The sequence below is a fragment of the Microbulbifer agarilyticus S89 genome, from assembly GCF_000220505.1.
In the GTDB taxonomy this organism is placed as follows: Bacteria; Pseudomonadota; Gammaproteobacteria; order Pseudomonadales; family Cellvibrionaceae; genus Microbulbifer; species Microbulbifer agarilyticus_B.
Genome location: NZ_AFPJ01000036.1, coordinates 92,348 through 112,036, shown reverse-complemented (window position 1 = coordinate 112,036; position 19,689 = coordinate 92,348). Strand labels below are relative to the sequence as shown.

The window sequence follows — 19,689 nt, the reverse complement described above, 5'->3', positions numbered from 1 at the left end:
AACAAAAAAGGGGAGCCTGCTAAGGCTCCCCCGTTTCGTCTAGCTTGCTGGCAAACCAGCGATCAGTTGGAAAACGAGAAGGTTGTCAGGCCGGAATAGTCCGAGCTTGTCAGCCCACTTTTATAGTAGATCGAGGTCCAGTCACTGTTGTTGTTGGAACCAAAGACCTCAAAGGACGAGAAACCCCGATTATCGGCATTGGGTTTCAGCTTGATGGCATCGGGCGCAATCTCGTTGCCTGCACCCAGGTCGATCTTGATCCACGCCGGGAAATTATTCCCGATATTCCAACCCACATTGGTGTTGTCGAATGCGGCATAGTCGTTGCTGCCATTGGTGCTGGAAGTTACCTGGGACTTGGTGCTCCAGGTCAGTTTCGGATCCGGGTAAGACTGGCCACCCACCATCCAGTGGATCTGCTGCATCGTCACATCCAGCTGCACGGTTCCGTAGCCGTAGAGCATCAGGTAACGGTACGCGGTGGGCTGCCAGCCTCCGCTGGTCACGCTCACTGAGCAGCCACTGGCGAAGCCGCCATCGTTGGTGGTGACGGTAATGCTGGCACTGCCCGCCGACAACGCGGTAACAACACCTGCGCCATCCACACTGGCGACACCGGTATTACTGGAGCTCCAGGTAACCGATGAGTCCGTGGCATCAGCCGGCGAAACCGTGGCATTGAAGTCAAAGGTTTCGCCAACACTGAGTGCAGGGTTGGAGCAGTTGTTCACCGCGACCCCGGTCACCGGGATATCACCAGGGCCAGCCCCACCCGCGCTGATGCTGCCGAAGTCGATGTATCCAGGGCAGTGCATGATCTGGGCGTAGCCACCGCCACCACAGGAACCATTCATCCACGCAGAGGTGTTGATGGCCTGATCTTCCGCCTGATAGGTGGTGCCATCAATCCGCAGATAATCCACCTCGATATCGGTGCCGTTATCCGGGAAGTACAGTTTGACGTTGCCATCGACCGGCTTGGCTACGGAGTAATCCGCATAACTGCTGCCGGAGATCGTCCAGGAATGGACAGTGACATCATCCACCCGCAACTGCAGCGTATCGTTACTGCCCAGCGCCATCCGTGCGCGTACCGTCACCAGCGTATCGCTGCTGTCAGCGGCGACTGAGACTGGACAGGTGGCACTGCGGTTACCACTCACCGTCGTCACTGTAATGGTGGCCGAGCCCGCGGCCTCAGCCGAAACCAATCCGCTGGAATTCACGGTGGCAACCGCCGGATTGGATGAGCTCCAGGCGACCGACTTGTTGGTTGCATTCGAAGGGGATACATCTGCAGACAGCGAGACCGTCTGATCCACGGACAGGTCCGCACTGGGGCAACCGCTAATGGTCACGCCGGTGGGAATCACCTCGGACGACCCGCCCAGCTGCTTGCGCCAGGCACCGGCACCTGCGGTGGAGACATACAGGAAACGATCACCGCCGCTCTCAACCACCCGTGCCGTTGTCAGGCCGCCAAAGTGGAGGTCACCGGTAATATCTGCCCAGGAAACACTCGCGTTCTGGGTGGAGGTGCCGGTAATGGTCCCCTCCATCACGGCATAGGTTTTCTGCAGGGTATGGTCGTAATGCGCCATGACCACCTTGTTGTCGTAGCCGGTCAGCCCCCCTTTGTTGCTGAACTTGAAGCTGTAGCTGTTACTGCCGCCGGTCACGGTGTTGTACCAGCTGTGGCTGGTCAGGGCGCGGGTGTCCGCACTCTTCAGCACGGTTTTCCAGGTGGCGCCCTCATCCAGTGAGATGGCGCCGACAAAGTGATCACCATCTCCGTCCTGATAGCTCTTGCCCGAATAGAACAGAATCACCTGACCATTGTTTTCCCAGGCATAGACTTCTGCATCCCAGCCGCCGCCGTTGTATATCTTCGACCAGGACCAGCTGTCGTTGGCGAACTCACCTTTAAAAACCCCGGTATCACCACTCACCGAGCTCAGGTAGACAATGTTTTCATTGGTTGGGTGCGGGGCAATTTTTTTGACCGATGCAATCTGGTCAGCTACACCGTTGGAGATTTTATTGAACCACGGCTGGTTGCCCTGCTCATGCTCGTTGTAGCCCCAACCCACATCACTTTGCATGTAGAGGCCATAGCCACGGGAGAAAATAAATACCTTCCCGGGTTTGGCCGGTGACTCGGCAATATCACTGATGAGGCCATTGGGCACGCCACCACGCCACTCACTGCCACCAGCGTAGAATTCCCACTCGTCCGCCGGCGAAAACTGGTCGAGATGCTTGATATACAGATTGCCCGTGCCGGCATGCCCGCCGAAACCGGCCGCCATTTGCGCAAGTACCACTTTTTTACCCCAGGCATCGGCAATTTCCACCGCCTGCACATCAGACAGAAAACCGTTCTGGCGCATCCAGACATTGCTCCAGGTGGCGCCACCATCCCAGCTCTCTACAGGTCCGTTATCACCCATCCCCTGGATGACGTAGTTACCGTGTGCATCGATATCCCAGGTGTAGGTACTTTCGGTACCGCGGCTACCGTAAGTTGCAATGGGGATTCCGTAGTAATCGGCAAAATACTGATTGGTGGTGTAACTGTAGCGATTGACCCAGTTGTAGCTGGAACCGTTCCAGTCTCCGCGGTATATCGTCTGGTTTTGCGTCGACCAGATGGCCCGCGCCCAGCCGGCGGAGTTGGGTGTGTAATGGGCGAAACGCGCATTGGGCTTGCCAACATCCCAACCGTCCAGCACATCGCTTTCGGTCCAGACCTGGTTCCAGGACACACTGCTGGGGGACGCACTGCTGTAGCTGCTGTTCCAGTTAATGCTTGCCTCGTAGACGCCCTTGCGCTCTTGGTCCATGGACACAATCATTTTATGGGCGCTGCCAGTAGAGCGAGGGTCGACTTCAGGCTGCCAAAAGCTGTAGTTCGGCAGGCTTCCGGTGACACTCTGCCAGGCGATACTGGATGTGCGCGAAGCAAAAATGGCAGTCTCCAGGTTTTCGCCCTGGTCGAGCCCGCTGTTAGCCGCCGCATTGGTTTGATACACCGCGTAAACCACTTTGCCATCCGGGCTTACATCCAGCCCTTTCGCCTGGCCGTTGGTGCCGGCAGGCGCACTCACCTGGTTCCAGGAATCACCAGCATTGCTCGATCTGAACACCCCGGCATCCGAGGCCAGAAAAACCTCGTTGCCATTGGCCGGATTGAACGTCATCGCGAAAACGTTGCGGTCACCAAAACTGTTGGCGGTGGATTTCTGGCTCCAGGAGGCACCGCCATCGATTGACTTGAAGACGATAACCTTGCCACCTTTTGACATACCAAACAGGCTATAAAAGCGGTTGCCGCCGCCGGCATCGTCGTAGTCGTCTTTCCAACCCACCGCGGCCAACACAATATTTTTGTTGGTTGGGTGGATGGCAATGGCTCCGATGGATTTCTTCTTAGTGTCTTCGACGAGGGTGAAACTGTCACCGCCATCGTTGGATACTTCCAAACCGAACAAGGTGCCCACGTACATTTTCTGGTTGCCCGACTGCTCGGGGATGGCCACCGCATACACCCGGTTCTGATGCAGTTCGCCCTTGGCATGCCAGGATCCACCGTTGTCGAGTGATTCGTAAATACCTTCCATATCGGAGGCCAGAATCAGCCGCTGATTGATATTCGGGTCGGCCACCACATCCTGCACCTGACCACCGGCACCCGGGTTTATGGACGTCCACTGGGCACTCACTCCCAATGGCAACGCCATCAACAGCAGTGTCATAAATGACGCCAGAATCAGCGTCACCCGTTTTCTGAGTTTGAGTATGTTCATCGCTTTGGCTTCTTATTGATTATTTTCTATGCAAAACAGCGTAAATTCGCACCATTTACGACCACAAATGATCGCTTGTGATCGATAACGAACGAAAATGAACCATTGGAATGTAGAAAGTCAAGTGTTTCAGCAACGAGTAACCGGAACTGCGAACCCGGTCGGCGCACACATTACCTGGCCGACGGATCGCCCGACTGCCCCGCCCAACTCAACTCAGCCGGATTTGCGGTAAGCCAGCGGAGTGGTTCCGCGGTACTTCTTGAACTGGCGGTGGAACAGGGGAAGAGAGGGAATACCACAGCGGTCAGCAATGACCGCCACCGGGTCACTGCCCTGCCGCAACTGCTGGCAGGCCAGGTGGATCCGGTATTCGGTAAGATATTCGAAGAAGGTGCGGTTCATTACCCGCTGAAAAAAACGCGCAAATGCCTGGCTACTCAATTCACAGGCTGCCGCTGCCTCGGCCAGGGTAACTTTACGGTGGTAATTGTGCCGAACAAAATCCAGCACGCTGTTCAGGCGGCTATCGCTATTTTCCTGGAGGTCGTATTGAAAATCATCCGCCGACAACACCCGCAGGCGACTCTGCGACAGGTCTTCAAGTAACCGCAATAGCCGCAGCAACCGGTCGAGCCCGCTGCCCTCGATGACAGAATGCAGCGCGTTTGCAAAATTCCTGTTACGGCCATTTTCAAACACAACCCCGTGCGCGGCCTGCTGCAATAACTCATGGATGGCAACCAGCTCCAGCCCGGGCGGTATCAACTCCTGCGGCCACTGCAGCACCAGTGCTTGTGCCGCGTCGGCGACCATGGACGCTTCGCCGCCGCTGCTTTCCCAGCGGTGTGGCAGGTTCGGTCCGATCAGCACCAGGTCTCCCGGTGCAAATGGCTCCATACTGCTACCAACATGGCGGACACCGGAGCCACGCCGAATATACGTCAGCTCGAACTGCGCGTGAAAATGCCAGGGCGCCGGAAACTGTGGCTCCGAGACACAGAGGCCATGAACAGAGCTGCCCACTTGCGGCGTGATACGTTCCAGGTGTGCGCGCAAAATTTACCTATTTTTTATAATTTAAATAAATTTCCGATGAAAAACTGAAAAATAGTATACATACAAACCTGCCATCGCTAGAAATACCGCAACCAACGGCTATCTATTTGAGGGCGACAGGATGGCAACAAGCAGTACCCAGCCGACAGACCTGTCACTGGTACATGAGCCACTGACCGAGCGCATGCGCCGGCACTGGCAGACCTGTGACTGGGATGCTTACAAACTCGACACAGACCAGCTCACACACTTTCAGGAATTCGGTTTTGTCAGCGGCGTCCCCATGCTGGACGATGATTACATCGGCGCATTGCGCGCAGAGCTGAATGAGATCGTGGATCCCGCGCACCCTCAGAACGCCCTCTTCCACGAGTTTCACAGCAATGAATCCAGCAACGCTAACCAAGTACTGTTTCACTCTCTGGGGCACTGGCGCATCGCGCCGCACTTTCACGATTTGCTGTGGAACCCTCGCTTTCTGGTACCGGTCTCTCAGCTCTTGGGCAACCGTGCGGTGCGCTTCTGGCACGACCAGCTATTTTGCAAGCCCGCACGCCATGGCGGCGTAGTTGCTTGGCATCAGGACTACAGTTATTGGACGCGCACTATCCCAATGCAACACCTCACCTGCTGGGTAGGCCTGGATGATGCCAATACCGAAAATGGCTGCCTGCATTACATCCCTGGGAGCCACCACTGGGGGCTGCTGGAAAAACCCGAACTGGCCGGTGACATGCAGGGAATAGAAGCCTTTCTTAATCCGGAGCAGCGTCGTCAATTGGAGAACCCTGTTGCGGTGAAGATGCCGCGGGGCTACGGTAGCTTTCACCATCCACTGATGGTACATGGCTCCTATGCAAATAATTCGGACCGGGCGCGGCGCGCGTTTGTGTTAAATGTATTTGCCGATGGTACACGGTCCGATACATCCGCTGCTCTTTTGGAAGGGATTCCCGTGGTACCGAGCGGCGAGACGATGGATGGACAGTTCTTTCCACTGCTGTTTCAACCCACCGAACACAAAACTTATCCGCTAGTAGTTAACGAAAAAACTCCATAAAAAAAGGAGGCTGCAATAGCCTCCTTTTTATCTGTCAGTCAATCGACAACGCTCAAGCGGCGAGGGCCTCGAGCTGCACCGTGATTACCTCAACCCCGGCCGCCTCAATTTGCTCAACAACACGAGGATCTGCGGTATCGTCGGTAATCAAAATATCGACCTCTGTCAGCGGGTAGATCACGAAGTTACTTTTCTGACCAAGCTTCGAACCATCCGCCAGCACTACCAGCTTCTCTGATTGACGACGCAATTTTTGCTCCGCGCGTACAATCAGGGAATCCGTTTCCATAACCCCAAACTCACCAATACCCGCAGTGCCGGTAAACATCAGGCGGCAACGATAATTCTGGATGGAGTCATTTTCAAACGGACTCAGAATGATGCCTTGTTTGCGGTAGATCTCTCCACTGGGCACCGTAACCTGGTTCTGGCCGTTCTCGCACAGGTACTGCGCAAGATAATAGGAATTCGTCAGGACACTCACATCCCGCTGGGTCAGGTACTCGCCCATCATAAAGGTTGAGGAACCCCCATTGACGATGACCAGTTCGCCCTCTTCGCACAGGGAAACGGCCTTCTCGGCAATCGCCTGCTTGGCAGTCGTCATTTTGTCTTTGTTGACGAGGAAAGCAGAGCCTGCAAGATGCGTCTTGGGCGCACCGGCCGGGCGGTTGCCAATACGCTGGGCGCCGCCGCGAATTTTCTCCAGGCGACCCTCTTCACTGAGCTTGATAAGATCACGACGAATCGTCGCCTCAGAGGAGTTCAATTGCGCAGTCAGGTCTGCGACGCTGGCAAACTGCTGCTCTTCGAGAATTTCCAGCAACAGTTGATGGCGCTGCTTTTCTAACATAGTGGCGATTCCGTGTCTGATTTTGAGCGTGTTAACCCGAGTGTTGACGCTGTATCCCTTCAGCCCTGCGCACACTGCCTTCACCTTTCGTGTTTCCACTTAGTAGTGCTTGTCGGCAGCTCGCTCATTTGGCGCGCCAAATCACTCAGAATTGCTCATTATCATTCAATCAAGGCAACTTTCAATCCTTTCAATCACCTGTGATTGAAACTGCAATTTGTCAGTGAGCCCGACTGATCGGGGCTTATACGATCCCTGAGCCACTGCCGCCGGTGGCTGGGCGGTCCGCTGTCAGGTTTTGCTTATATTGCGCAGCGCGGTAGGTCGCCAGTGGTGCGATAGCCCCGCCGTGACGGAGCCGGGCCATGCCAAGAATTGGGCTCACATCAGTATTGAATGCCTGCTTCAGGGTATTAGAGGCCATTAACGCATCATTGTCCTGCTGGAAACCTTCCAGTGCCGGGCGATCTACCAGCAAAGCTTTTACATAGGAGCGCTGCACCTCTTCCGCCGAATTCATCAGGCTCTCGATGGGATCGGTCACATTGTGAGACTGGTCCAGCATGTAACAGGGTGCGAAACCGGCCTGCTTGCGGTACTCGGCATCCACCAGTTCGTTGAAAATCAGGAACTGCTGATACGGATGCAGGGAACCGCTATCCAGGTCGTCGTCACCATACTTACTATCGTTGAAGTGGAAGCCCGCAAGCTTCTTGAACTGGATCAGGCGCGAAACAATCATTTCGATATTCACGTTGGGGGCGTGGTGGCCGAGGTCCACCAGAGACTTGGCCTTCTCACCCAGTTCCATTGCACACAGAACGTTGGTGCCCCAATCCTGAATCACGGTGGAGTAAAAGGCAGGCTCGAACATCTTGTGCTCGATAAAGACTTGCCAGTCGTCCGGCAACGCCGCGTAGATCTCGCGCATACTGTCCAGATAGCGCTCAAGGCCGCGCTGGAAGTGTTGCTGCCCCGGATGGTTTGAGCCGTCACCGATCCATACCGTCAGCTCTTTCGCACCCAACTCTTTACCCCACTCGATGCATTCAATATTGTGGGCTACCGCCTGAGCGCGGGTTTCCGCGCAGGTGCTGGTCAAGCTGCCATATTTATAGGTGTGGTTCTGGTCGGGCTGATCCTGAAAGGTATTGGAGTTGACGCAGGTAAAGCCGAGGCCGTACTGGTCGGCAAACTCGCGCAGCTCACTGAAATCATCCACCTTGTCCCAAGGGAAGTGTGGGGAAACTTCCGAGGTACAGCGGGTCAGCTGGTTGATCACCGCACAATCCTCCAGCTTCTCGAAAATATTACGCGGCTCTGCCAGCCCCGGGAAGCGGGCAAAACGGGTACCACCGGTACCGGTTCCCCAAGACGGAACGGCTACTTCAAACGTCGCGGCTTGAGCGGTAATCGCTTCGATATCAATGTTGCGCCGGGCCAGCTGGTTACCGAGAGCGTCGTAATCCTGTTGCAGTGCCTGATGCTGATCGTCGTTGCATTTATCGACGAGTGCGGAGGAAATTCGTTCGTTCATCGCCTGAAATCCTGTTTTTATTGTGTTTTCAGTGTTGCTCTTCGCTCGGGATTAGCGAGTAAAGGAAGGCGCGTGGCCCGCATCGACATTGATAATATTACCAGTTGATTTCGATGACACGTCCGAAGCGAGGAAATAAGCCGCTTCAGCGATATCTTCCGGGAACACGTTCAACTTCAGCAGACTGCGCTGGCGGTAATGTTCCTCGAGCTGCTCTTCGCTCATGTTGTAAGCGTCGGCGCGCTCTTTTTTCCACTTTCCGCTCCAGATCCGCGAGCCTCGCAGCACCGCATCCGGGTTTACCACATTGCAGCGCACCCCGATGGGCGCCCCCTCCAGCGCGACACAGCGTGCCAGCTGCACCTCTGCCGCCTTGGCCGTGCAGTAAGCCGATGCATTCTGCGAAGCCACCAAACCATTTTTGCTCGCGATAAAAATCACCGACCCTCCGAGGCTCTGGCGTTTCATCACTTTGAACCCTTCTCGGCTAACCAGGAAGTAACCCTTGGCCAGAATATCGAGATTGCGGTCCCATAGCTCGATGCTGGTTTCCTCGATCGGTGCAGCGCTGGCGATCCCCGCATTGGAAACCAGGATATCGATACCGCCAAACTCCACGGCCGCCACGGCCAGTGCTTGAGCAACAGACACCTCGTCAGTCACATCACAGCGCACGGTGCGCACGACATCCGCACTGAATTGCTCCACGAGCTGTGCGCCGCGCTCGGCGAGGGAATCTTCATCGATATCCGCCAACACCACGCAGGCGCCCTCCTGCAACAGTCGGCTGGCAGTAGCAAAGCCAATACCACCGGCACCACCGGTGATGAATGCCACCTTACCAGCCAGGTTCTTTGGCTTGGGCATGCGCTGTAGTTTGGCCTCTTCGAGGAGCCAGTATTCAATATCGAACGCCTCCTGTTCATCCAGGCCGACATATTCGCTAACGCCACTCGCCTCTCGCATTACATTGATGGCGTTGATGTAAAACTCGCTGGCGATACGCGCAGTGGCTTTATCCTTGGCAAAACTCAACATGCCAACGCCGGGGATCAGGTAGATCACTGCATTGCCATCACGCATGGCCGGGCTGGTATCGCGCTGGCACCGCGCGTAATAAGCGGCGTAATCCTCGCGATAGCTCGTCAGTTGCCCATCCAGGGCCGACTCACAGCGCACAAGCTCGGTTTCCAAGTCAGCAGACTGCGGATCGAAGTCGATAACCAGTGGACGAATTTTGGTTCTGAGGAAGTGATCAGGGCACGAGGTTCCCAGCGCAGCCAGCGGGGCCAATTGCGCGGAGTTTACGAACTGCAGCACCTCTGCAGAATCATCGAAGTGACCGATCTTGCGCTCACCGCTGGAGATCTTGCCGCGCACCAGAGGCATCAGTCGCGACGCGACCGCGCGGCGCTCGTCTGCAGACAGTTTTTGCGAAAGCTTCTCGCCACCAAAGGGCGCAGACGTATTGTTCTTTGCCAGCCAGTCCGCTGCGCGCTGAATAATAGTCAGAGTATTCAGGTAGCAGTCTTTGGAGGTGTACCCCCAAGTAAAAATGCCGTGCCCTTCCAGCACGATGCCTTTTAGATGCGGTCCCGACTTGGCCATGGCCTCCAGCTTCAGTCCCAGGTCGTAACCGGGCCGCTGCCAGGGCAACCAGCCCATCTCGCCTTCAAAAATTGTTTCGGTCAGATCCCGGCTATCTTTCGTGCAGGCAATGGCAATTGCCGCATCCGGATGCATGTGATCCACATGGGTGTGGGGGATGTAGGCGTGCAACGGCGTATCAATACTGGCCGCGCGGGGGTTCAAGTTGAAAGTGCAGTGAGATAGCAGTGCGACCATCTCATCCTCGTACTCCAAGCCACGATATTTCTGCTTCAGCTGCTCAAGACGGTCCATGTACAGGGTTGAGAATCCATCCAGTTCGATGGACCCGAGATCACCACCTGAGCCCTTTACCCACAGCACAGTGACGTCATCTCCGGTAAGCGGATCACTCATCTGGACCTTGGCTGAAGTGTTACCGCCACCGTAATTGGTAATGCGCAGGTCGGAGCCCAGCAGATTGGACCGGTATTTGAGCAGTTCGGGCTCAGACATGGAATTGGCCAGGGAATCGTCCCACAGGCTCTGGAGTGGCTTACTCATCATAGCTCGACCCTGAAAATCTTATTTATTGGTTTTTGTATCGTAGATATCTTGTGATTGGCCGAATTATGGCACTGAAGGAATATGATCGCAAATGATTTATTGTGATCGGGCAGATCATTTTTGATCGGAAAGCGACTTTTGGCACATCATACTGAGATCATCTAGTGCGCGCGGCACTATCCATAAGTCACCTTGTAATGACGGCCTCGCACAATGAAGCTTCGAATCGCTGAGCGATGGCCGACGGGGCAACAGGAAGTCGTCACTCACGCACGATATTGATTACATATGATTGTTTAGCGAGTCACTTGGTGTTACTTTAACCGAAAGAACCACGGCGCCCAGAGTGCTAAAAATAATAAAAAGATACCCTTAAGTAGACGCCCTGCATTGCGCGTGCCACGCACCAGGCGGTGAGAGATAACCCATGCAATACACACTTATTTTCGATATCGGCAAAACTCATATAAAGCTTTCGGTTCTGGACCCAAACCTGAAAAGCGTAGCCACACGAGAAGCCAAAAATCGTATCCTGATGTCTTCCATCTATTATCCGCAGGCCGATGTGGACTATATCTGGCAGTGGTTTAGCAATAACGTCCGCACACTTACCCAACGGTTTAAAATTACACGGCTCAACATTACGACCCATGGAGCCACCGCTGCCTGCCTGCGAGATGATGCCAACGCTTCTGACCTTGGGAACGACGGCCTCGCACTACCCGTGATGGATTATGAATTTGAGGATTTCCGCGAATGCCAGAAAACGGCTACCCACTACGCGTCTGTGCGCCCCAAGTTTTCTGAGACCTACTCACCAGCCCTGCCCGCCGGCCTGAACCTCGGACGCCAGCTACATTGGCAATCCCAGCAGTTTCCCGATGCCTTTTCCCGCGTGGGTGCCATCGTAATGTACCCGCAATACTGGCTGTGGAGACTGACGGGCAAGCAGTGCAACGAGGTCACCTCACTCGGTTGCCACACAGACTTGTGGGCACCCGGGCAAAACGATTATTCGTCACTGGTAGATACCATGGGATGGCGAGAGCTGTTTCCCACTCTGGTCAGCGCCACCCAGAAAATAGCTTCTCCCCTTTCTGAGGTCTGTAAAACGACGGGCCTTGCAGAAACTTGTGCTATCTATGCCGGTGTGCACGACAGCAATGCAAGCTACTGGCGGCACCGGGCAACAAGCGACGGAAAGCCATTTACGGTTATCTCAACAGGGACATGGTCGATCGTCATGGCCAATGGTGCGGAGCTATCCAGCCTGCAGGAAGCACGCGATATGCTGGCCAACGTGGATGCTGCCGGTGACCCTATCGCCTGTGCACGCTTTATGGGTGGGCGCGAATACGAAACCCTGTGCGCCATGACGGATTCCCCACTAGACCAGGCCGCAGCCGGGGATGAACCTCTGGATCAATTACAAACCTACATTCTCCAACAGGTCATGGCACTGCCAACATTTAGCCGTGGCGGGGGACCTTTCGCCAACCTCCAGGGAACGATTCGCGGCGAGGTAACGGCTGGTACCGGTGCGCTCATCGCATCACTTTACTGCGCATTGATGCTGGACTTTCAACTCGCTGCCATTGGCAGCCGTGGCCACATCATTATTGAAGGGGCCTTCCTAAAAAACCCAATTATTTGCGGCCTACTCGCTCAGTTACGTGCACCCCAGAGGGTTTACCTGTCCGAAGATGACACCGGCACGGTAACTGGCTGCGCCATGCTCACGCAAGCTACCGAGTGCAAGCCAGATACGCCATTGGAAACATGTCGCCCAACGACTCTAAGAGGCCTGCACGACTATAGAGATAGTTGGCGCCTCGCAGTAAGGGCACTCGAACAAGCCAGCACCACACCCGTTACCCACTCCAGCGCAGAGTGCTAGTAAATCCCCTTCAAGAAACTACTGTTATCAATCGCTGCCATCCCACCCTGTGGTTGCCCGGATTAGCCTGAACGATTCAACCCATTGGTATGCTGCGCAGTGGATTATGGGGCGAGACTAGGGAGTGGGACAAGATACAAAAAAAGCCCCCTTGCGGGGGCGACGAGAAGGGAGACTAAATCTTCTTGCGAAAGTCTCCTGACGAAGAGCTCCAAACAATGCCATGACTAACGTCATGTAGTGCCCGAAGAAACAAGCGTGTGTTGAGTGCGGCTAATACTTACCATCAATACACCAACCGAAAACAAACAAGAACTACCCTATCAAAATTCATCAAATGCGATCTGGGACTCAGGAACCTTAAGCTCCGCCAACATCTTTCGAGTAGCCGCCATCATCGGCGGCGGTCCACACAGATAAAATTCCACCTGCTGCGGTGTCGCATGGAATTGCAGATAGCGCTCGTACAGATACTCGTGGATAAAGCCGCTGGGCAACTCGCCAGAAGAATCCTCTGCGTCAGACAAGGCCACATGGAAACTGAAATTTTCGTGATACTGCATCAGCTCCCTGAAGTAGTCGGCGTAGATTAACTCCTGCTCACTGCGTGCCCCATACCAGAAGCTGATTCTGCGCTCGCTACTTTCGGTCTCCAGCAAGTGGGATATGTGTGATCGCAGTGGGGCCATACCAGCACCCCCGCCAAGGTAAACCATCTCTGCAACCGAGTGCTTAATACGGAAATCCCCAGCAGGTCCCTGCGCCTCGATCACATCGCCCGGTGTCAATCCGAAAACATAGCTGGAGCCAACACCCAGCGCAGGCTTCCCAGCGACCTGGCCCAGAGCCAGGCGCACATTTAACTTGATCGTTTTATCCCGCGCGGGGTTAGTCGCGATAGAATAGTTACGTTTACAGGCAAGTCGGTTCTCTACAGGAATATCAAAAATTCCAAGGCTCTGCCAGACATCCTCAAATGGTTTATCAACCTGCTCAAGCTGCAGGTGACGACGCTCGTATGCCGGTATTAATACCTGAATATAGTCACCGGGCTGATAGCGGAATGTGGGTGCTATCGCCAGTGGTTCGAGCTCCAGCTCACAGATGAAACTCGCGATATTGCGCTTCCCGACAACTCGGAATTGCCAGCGTCGGCGCGTCGGATCCTGATTTTTTTCATCAACGTTAGGGCGGGTACACAACTCCAAGTGGCCGTCACGCTCTTTCACCGCGAACGTCTCAAGTGCACTGCATGCAGGCCCTCGCACCGCGGCGCCATTACGAATGTCAAAGCGTCCATTGTGTTTTGGACACTCGACAATTGTGCCCTTCACAAAGCCTTCCGCCAGATGCGTATTTCCGTGTGTGCAGATTCCCTCGGTCGCGAAGAGCCGCCCTTCGGCAGTCCGGTACAGGGCGTAGGTATGACCGCGAAAATCAACGCGTACAACGTCTTCTACCCTCAACACATCCGCGGCGCCAACCCTTACCCACCCTTCGGTATCGACATCACCGTCAGGCCGAATCACAGCGTCCTCACAAGTACTAACACTGCCAGCTGGTAACTTACGCTCGACGAAATAATCCGGATCCTTGGATTGCTTCCAAAGGGCAGGGATAATTTCCTTCCACGCTGCCCACAATCCCGGATATGCCGGAGGGCAATCGTCTTTGATCAATGCATGCAGGCGTGGCAATGCATGGTAGGGCACCAGCGGAAACATGTGGTGCTCGACATGATAATTCATGTTCCAGTAGAGATAGCGGTTCACCCAGTTCATATACACCGTGCGGCTATTCAGGCGGTGGTCCAGAACGTTTTCTGCAAGCGCCGCATGCTGAGTGTAACCGTAAATTGCGATCAGCCAGGAGCCAAATACGGTTGGCAGGCCGATAAAAAACAGTGGTAGCCAAGACTGAAACACAACAGCGAGTGCGATAACGGCGAGATAGATCGCCACATATAACCGCGCCTTCCAATGGATTTTTGGCCACTCCTGCTCGGGTACAAACGCGTTCGCCTCCTGGGTGCGCTTGCCGAGTGCATGCACTACCATGCGACGCCCCTCAGCCCACATCACGTTGAGCTTTATCACCCCAATCAGCGTCTGAAATAGATTGACCGGTCGCGGGCTGGCGATTTCGGGATCACGGCCGACGATAATCGTATCCGTATGGTGACGGACGTGGCTCCAGCGCCAGGTGGTGGATTCGCGGAACACCAAAAAGGAGGCGATCTCATAGAGCGCGGTGTTCATCCAGTCGGAACGGAAGGCCGTTCCATGACTGGACTCATGCCAACGGGAATCGGAAACGGATGCATAGAGCACCGCATAGATCATAAATAGAAGAAAGAACCACCCGGTGCCCCACGTCAGTACCATGGCATAGGCAGAGAATCCAAGTAGCGCGAACCAGAACAGCGTATCGCGCACAGCGGGGCCGTTCTTGCGTTGTAGCAAGTCACGCATCTGCGCCTTGGGAACCGGGCTCTGATACCACTGCGCATCGGCAAGCCCATTGGCCTGCGCAGCGCGCGCACCAGCGCCAGTTAACCGGTAGTCTCTCACCGCAAAAGCCCTCCAGGGCCAATTCTTATTGTTATCGAACGATCTCGTGACGAGCAGCCTTAATCAGAGGCTCGTTTGCGCTTGATTTATCCGGCGCTCGGCCCGACAATCAAACCATCAGTAGCGATCATTTTTAGTCATTAGCGATCATATTAAATAGCGAGCGAGCCCAAATCAACCACTTTTTCCGTTGTTTTGCGGCTTTCAAAACCGGTTTAACCGGGGTAGAAGAGATTAGGCCAACTATGCAGAAGAACCTTTCCGAAGAGGTCGGTACGGTGAGCGTGCTGGGACGGGGCAGCGACCTCGAAGTAACGATTGTTGAGTACGGCGCGCGCCTCGCCTCTATGCGTTTCCGCGGCCGCGAAATGCTACTGACTTATCCGCGAGTCGAGGACCTCGCCGAAGATCCGTTTGCTTTCGGTGCGGTATGTGGCCGTGTCGCCAACCGCATCGAGAACGCGCAGTTCAGTCTCGACGGCCGAGAATATATGCTCTCGGTCAATGATCCCCCCCACTGCCTGCACGGCGGCCAGCGCAATTTCGCCAACCAACGCTGGCGGCAAGTCGCCGCCGATGGGCAAAGTGTGCGGCTGCAAATCCACTCTACAGACGGCGATCAAGGTTTCCCGGGCAACCTACAAACCGAGGTGCATTACCAGCTCCACGAAGACGGCGCTCTGGATATCCACTTCAGCGCTGAAACCGATGCGCCCACCCCCGTCGATCTCACCAGCCATGGCTATTTCACCCTGGGAGAAGTGGATGCGCGGAATCTGGAGCTACGCATTGGCAGCCGACATTTTCTGCCAAAAACCCGCGCTAATGTACCAAGCGGAGAGATTGTCGAGCTGCGTCCCGAGGCGACGCTCGACCAGCGCCGATCACTAGCAGAGCACGAGCTGCGGTGGACTCAGGCAGATCTGAAGCAGCATGTAGGATTCGATCATTATTTTCCCTTCCACCGCACACCTCTGATGCCCCAGGCGAGCCTGTGGGCACCCAATAGCGGCGTACAAATGCAGCTGTTCACCGACCAGCCCGGTGTGCAGTTTTACGACGGTTTCGGTCTCGGAGGTGCCTTCAGGCCATATGCGGGTATTTGTCTTGAGCCACATAATTTCCCCAACGCAATCAACCAGCCAGGCTTCCCCTCACCCGTACTTCGCCCCGGGGAAACCTACCAACGCAGTATGCGACTGGTTTTTCGCAGCCTCTCCTAATTCCCCCCCCAAAAAAACGGCACCCAAAGGTGCCGTTTTTTCAGATAACAACGCCGAAGGCGCACATCAATTTCGAATAGCGACCTTTAGAGTTTTGATTTCGAACGGGTCCAATACCAGAGACGTCCGCCCCGCTTCTAGGGTTAATTCCTCCGCACTAGCCAACTCTTCTTTCATGTTGAGCTGCCAAACAGACGACACACGCGGATCAAAAGCCAGCTCAATTGCGCTGCGCTTATTCTCGGTATCGTACAGGCGCACGATATACCCGCTGCCATCCTCGGCCAGCTTTACCGAACTAATCAGGACATTGTCCGGCAAGGTGGAACGCAGCAAGCCAAATTGCGTAGGCGACTCACCATCTCCATTCGCAGATACTTCGGTGACCACCAACGGATGATTGAACGCCTTTGCCCGCTGAATGACCTTGGCCTGATGCAAGTTGCCCTGGTGCGGATAGATGGCATAGCTAAAGCGCTCCCCGCCCGCATCACCAGACTGAGCCAAACCCCAGCCGACCTGGGCCAGCTCCGGGTAGGAATGCTTGCGCTGGCCATAACTGAGATTAAGCCGGATACCGCCTGATTTCAGATCATAGCCATAACGGGTGCGGTCAAATAGCGCTACGCCATAGCCACTCTCCGAAACATCCGCCCACTCGAACGCCGCCGTCGGCGACACCAGGTGATCGAACTTCCCGTGATTACCCCGCTCCATATCGATATAACCGAACTGGGTTCCGTGATGGGCCTCATGGCTGTTCACGTCGAGGGGAAAATCCACTTCCAGTCGTTCGTAATCGACCCAGCGAATGTCATTTTCAAAGTAGAGCTGCCTCTCCCCTTTGCCCAACCAGACCCGCTGGGTGAATTGCGAATCGCCAATCTGGTAGCGAATGGTGACGCCCGCTTGCAGGGGGTTGGTGAAATAGTCACTGAAGCGCGCACTTGCGGAAATCGGCATTACAGACTGGTCTTCATGGGACACCTTGATCATGGCATTCCACAATTTTCCTTCCGGCACCAGTTCACGCTGCTCTTCTTTATCCCAGAAGGACGTAATCTGTCCGCGCTCATTGAAGGTAACCTTAACGAGCGTATTTTCCAGCACACGTTTCTCGGCAATCATGGAGGGTACGTCGAGGCTAGAGGTATCGTCCCAGTAGAGCACCTGAAACTGCCCCGCCGGTAGCGTCGGCAGCTCGGCGAACAACTCACCATTGTCCCCACGCACCAATGGCACGGTTAATCCATCTCCAGTAACCAGTGTGCTTGCTTTCGCCTCACGAACACCGAGACTAACCAGTCCCTGCTGGCTTACCGGCGCGCCATTGAATAACAGCAGCCCATCGCCTTGTAGAGCCATTTTTTGCTGCAGGTGACGAATAGCGCGATCACGCACATCCGCGGCCTGCTGCTCCAGGCTGCGCAACTGCACGTTGGCTGCTTCCAGTACCTCGGGTACGGCCATACCGGTGATCACATCGTGGAAGTGGTTGACCAGCAGGGCCTTCCAGGCTTGCTTCAATTCTTCTGCCGGGTAGTCGAGTCCTTCCAGCGACGCCAGTGCAGACACGGCTTCAGCCTCAGCCAAGCGCTGCTCTACCGCGCGGTTCGCCGCTTTGATTCCGTTCGCCATCATGAATGTGCGTTCAATCCAGGCGTCCGGCAAAATACGATCATCGTACAGCGGGAACTTATCCCAGTTGACCTGCTGCCCTTCGATATAATCGTGCAATGTGGTCCACTCCACCGCCGGGAACCCGGGTAACGCTTTTACCCGCTGAATCACCTCGATCTGATCCTCGGAGCCGCCGGCACCCCCGTCGCCCCACCCGACCAACAACAATTGGTTATCCGTGGCCTCTTTATTCTTGAACTGGTTCCAGGTACCTGCCAATCGCCTTGGGGCCGCATCCGGTGCGTTGTACGTCGTGATCAGGCTCCCGTCTTCAAAACGATAGTCGTGGATGGGATCGTGGAATGGATATTCCCAGGCGGGTGTAGTGAGTGAATTCACCAGGATTTCCGAGCCATCCAGCCCACGCCAGCGGTAAATACTGCTGTCGATTTCCGGTGTATTGGTGCGCATTCCAATCAAATGATCCAGCCCAAAGCTCCGTGCGACCTGCGGTATAAACGGCGGATGCCCGAAGGTGTCGGGCAGAAACAGCGTGTTGTCCGTTACGCCCAGTTGGTTTTCATAGTAATCAAGTCCGTACAGGAACTGTCGGACCACACTCTCACCACCGGGTAGGTTCATGTCGTTTTCGACGTAAGTAGAACCATTGGCGATCCACTGCCCATCGGCGATTTTGGCCCTCACACGGCCAAACAAATCCGGATACAGAGCTTGCATGCGCTCGTAATGGTAGGGCGTGGTGAACACATACTGATACTCGGGGAAGCGATCCATCAAATAGAGGTTGTTCAACGCCAACCGCTGAATCTTGTCGTCGGTGTGATCAAAAGTCCAACGCCAGGCACTGTCGAGGTGACCGTGCATCAGGACCTTGAGGGTCTCGCTGGGCGCGGCCATTTGTGCAAGGTCTTCAAACCCCTGCTCCAATACTTCAACTGCCGCCGCCAGCTGTTGATCCAGCAACTCGGAACCCGCGACTTCCAGGTTAACCGAAGTGAGCACCTTGTCAGCGAGTTCACGAACCGCGCGGTATTCCGAAGAATCCTCGGTGAGGATCGAAGCCGCCTCGATTAATACCCGCATCCGCCAGTAGACTTCGTCGGCATTCGGATTACGCTCCACGATGCCAATTTCCCGATATCCCCGTGGCTGATCGAATACACCAAAACTTTTCAGGGTAATGCGATTGGTGCGGGACAGATCCATCATCGAATCAGTGGACCAGTAAAAGTGCTTGCGCTGCAATGCGGCCTTGGGTTCGCCGTTGACAAAGATGGTAGTTTCCGGCCAACCGGGAACGGACATATCCATGGGCTTGACAGTGAAAAAGCGCTCGGCACCACTATCGGAGGGTGGCAGTGGAGGGATGTCAAACCAGTAAGTATGTTTGCTGTGCCGTCCACCTACAAGGCTACTGGGGTTCTGCCGAATCTCAGATTCGGTCACATCCTGTTCAGGATACGACGGGTCCCAGTCGTCAACACGCTTTACCCGATCGACCTTCCACAGCATCGTGTGACGCAATTTTCCGAGGCGCTCCAGAAACAGGATTTCATGGGCCTGGAAATAAGGATACGGCATAACGTGCCCGTCCAGCGCCAGGTGCCCGCCTTCCAGGGCAAGGTGGTCGCCATCAGCCGCACGCTTGATGTAATCGAGGGTTGATGCGGGTACCGGCTTGTATTTCGTGGATTCCAGAACGGGATCACCGGTAGCGATGTGAGAAATCAACAGTGCGCCGATGCCACTGCCTAACGTGATAATCGACTGTCGCAAGAGGTTACGCTTTAAAGTTTGCATGCGTTACTCCCAGTGCTGCGCTGGTTTCCATGGGAGAGGCACAAACGATCCCGCGAATCACACGCAGACATTGAAAAGAAGGGTTGGGG

10 protein-coding genes are annotated in these 19,689 nt (G+C 55.1%); 3 read left to right on the top strand and 7 right to left on the bottom strand.

Features of this window, described 5'->3' with window-relative positions; genetic code table 11:
• Positions 1–62 precede the first annotated feature (62 nt).
• Together AS89_RS17420 and AS89_RS0111460 are read right to left on the bottom strand one after the other, a co-directional pair.
• Positions 63–3,806, bottom strand: coding sequence for an Ig-like domain-containing protein (locus AS89_RS17420; RefSeq protein ID WP_010132780.1), 3,744 nt, complete (start codon positions 3,804–3,806; stop codon positions 63–65).
• 216 nt (positions 3,807–4,022) lie between these two features.
• Positions 4,023–4,832, bottom strand: a complete 810-nt coding sequence (locus AS89_RS0111460) for an AraC family transcriptional regulator (protein ID WP_158217360.1) — start codon at positions 4,830–4,832, stop codon at positions 4,023–4,025.
• Between the two features lie 154 nt (positions 4,833–4,986).
• Between AS89_RS0111460 and AS89_RS0111455 the strand changes: the two genes are divergently transcribed.
• On the top strand, positions 4,987–5,925 hold the full coding sequence (locus AS89_RS0111455) for a phytanoyl-CoA dioxygenase family protein (RefSeq protein WP_010132778.1): 939 nt from the start codon (positions 4,987–4,989) through the stop codon (positions 5,923–5,925).
• Between the two features lie 52 nt (positions 5,926–5,977).
• On the opposite strand, the gene AS89_RS0111450 is transcribed toward AS89_RS0111455, so the two are convergent.
• From AS89_RS0111450 to AS89_RS0111440, 3 genes are all read right to left on the bottom strand, one after another.
• Positions 5,978–6,778, bottom strand: coding sequence for a DeoR/GlpR family DNA-binding transcription regulator (locus AS89_RS0111450; protein WP_010132777.1), 801 nt, complete (start codon positions 6,776–6,778; stop codon positions 5,978–5,980).
• Positions 6,779–7,022: 244 nt separating this feature from the next.
• Positions 7,023–8,315 (bottom strand): L-rhamnose catabolism isomerase, encoded by a 1,293-nt coding sequence (rhaI, locus tag AS89_RS0111445; protein WP_010132776.1) that lies wholly within the window; start codon positions 8,313–8,315, stop codon positions 7,023–7,025.
• A gap of 51 nt (positions 8,316–8,366) precedes the next feature.
• Positions 8,367–10,466, bottom strand: a complete 2,100-nt coding sequence (locus AS89_RS0111440) for a bifunctional rhamnulose-1-phosphate aldolase/short-chain dehydrogenase (RefSeq protein ID WP_100169367.1) — start codon at positions 10,464–10,466, stop codon at positions 8,367–8,369.
• Between the two features lie 430 nt (positions 10,467–10,896).
• Here AS89_RS0111440 and AS89_RS0111435 point away from each other — a divergent pair, with 430 nt between their 5' ends.
• A complete protein-coding gene (locus tag AS89_RS0111435; protein WP_010132773.1) occupies positions 10,897–12,366 on the top strand; it encodes an FGGY-family carbohydrate kinase in 1,470 nt (489 codons plus the stop codon).
• A gap of 323 nt (positions 12,367–12,689) precedes the next feature.
• On the opposite strand, the gene AS89_RS0111430 is transcribed toward AS89_RS0111435, so the two are convergent.
• Positions 12,690–14,801: a fatty acid desaturase gene (locus AS89_RS0111430; protein WP_237709679.1), complete on the bottom strand. Its 2,112-nt coding sequence runs from the start codon at positions 14,799–14,801 to the stop codon at positions 12,690–12,692.
• Positions 14,802–15,181: 380 nt separating this feature from the next.
• On the opposite strand from AS89_RS0111430, the gene AS89_RS17415 reads away from it, so the two are divergent.
• On the top strand, positions 15,182–16,159 hold the full coding sequence (locus AS89_RS17415; protein WP_010132771.1) for an aldose epimerase family protein: 978 nt from the start codon (positions 15,182–15,184) through the stop codon (positions 16,157–16,159).
• Positions 16,160–16,225: 66 nt separating this feature from the next.
• Here the strand turns inward: AS89_RS17415 and AS89_RS0111420 are convergent, their stop codons facing one another.
• Positions 16,226–19,600 (bottom strand): alpha-mannosidase, encoded by a 3,375-nt coding sequence (locus tag AS89_RS0111420; RefSeq protein ID WP_010132770.1) that lies wholly within the window; start codon positions 19,598–19,600, stop codon positions 16,226–16,228.
• Positions 19,601–19,689 lie beyond the last annotated feature (89 nt).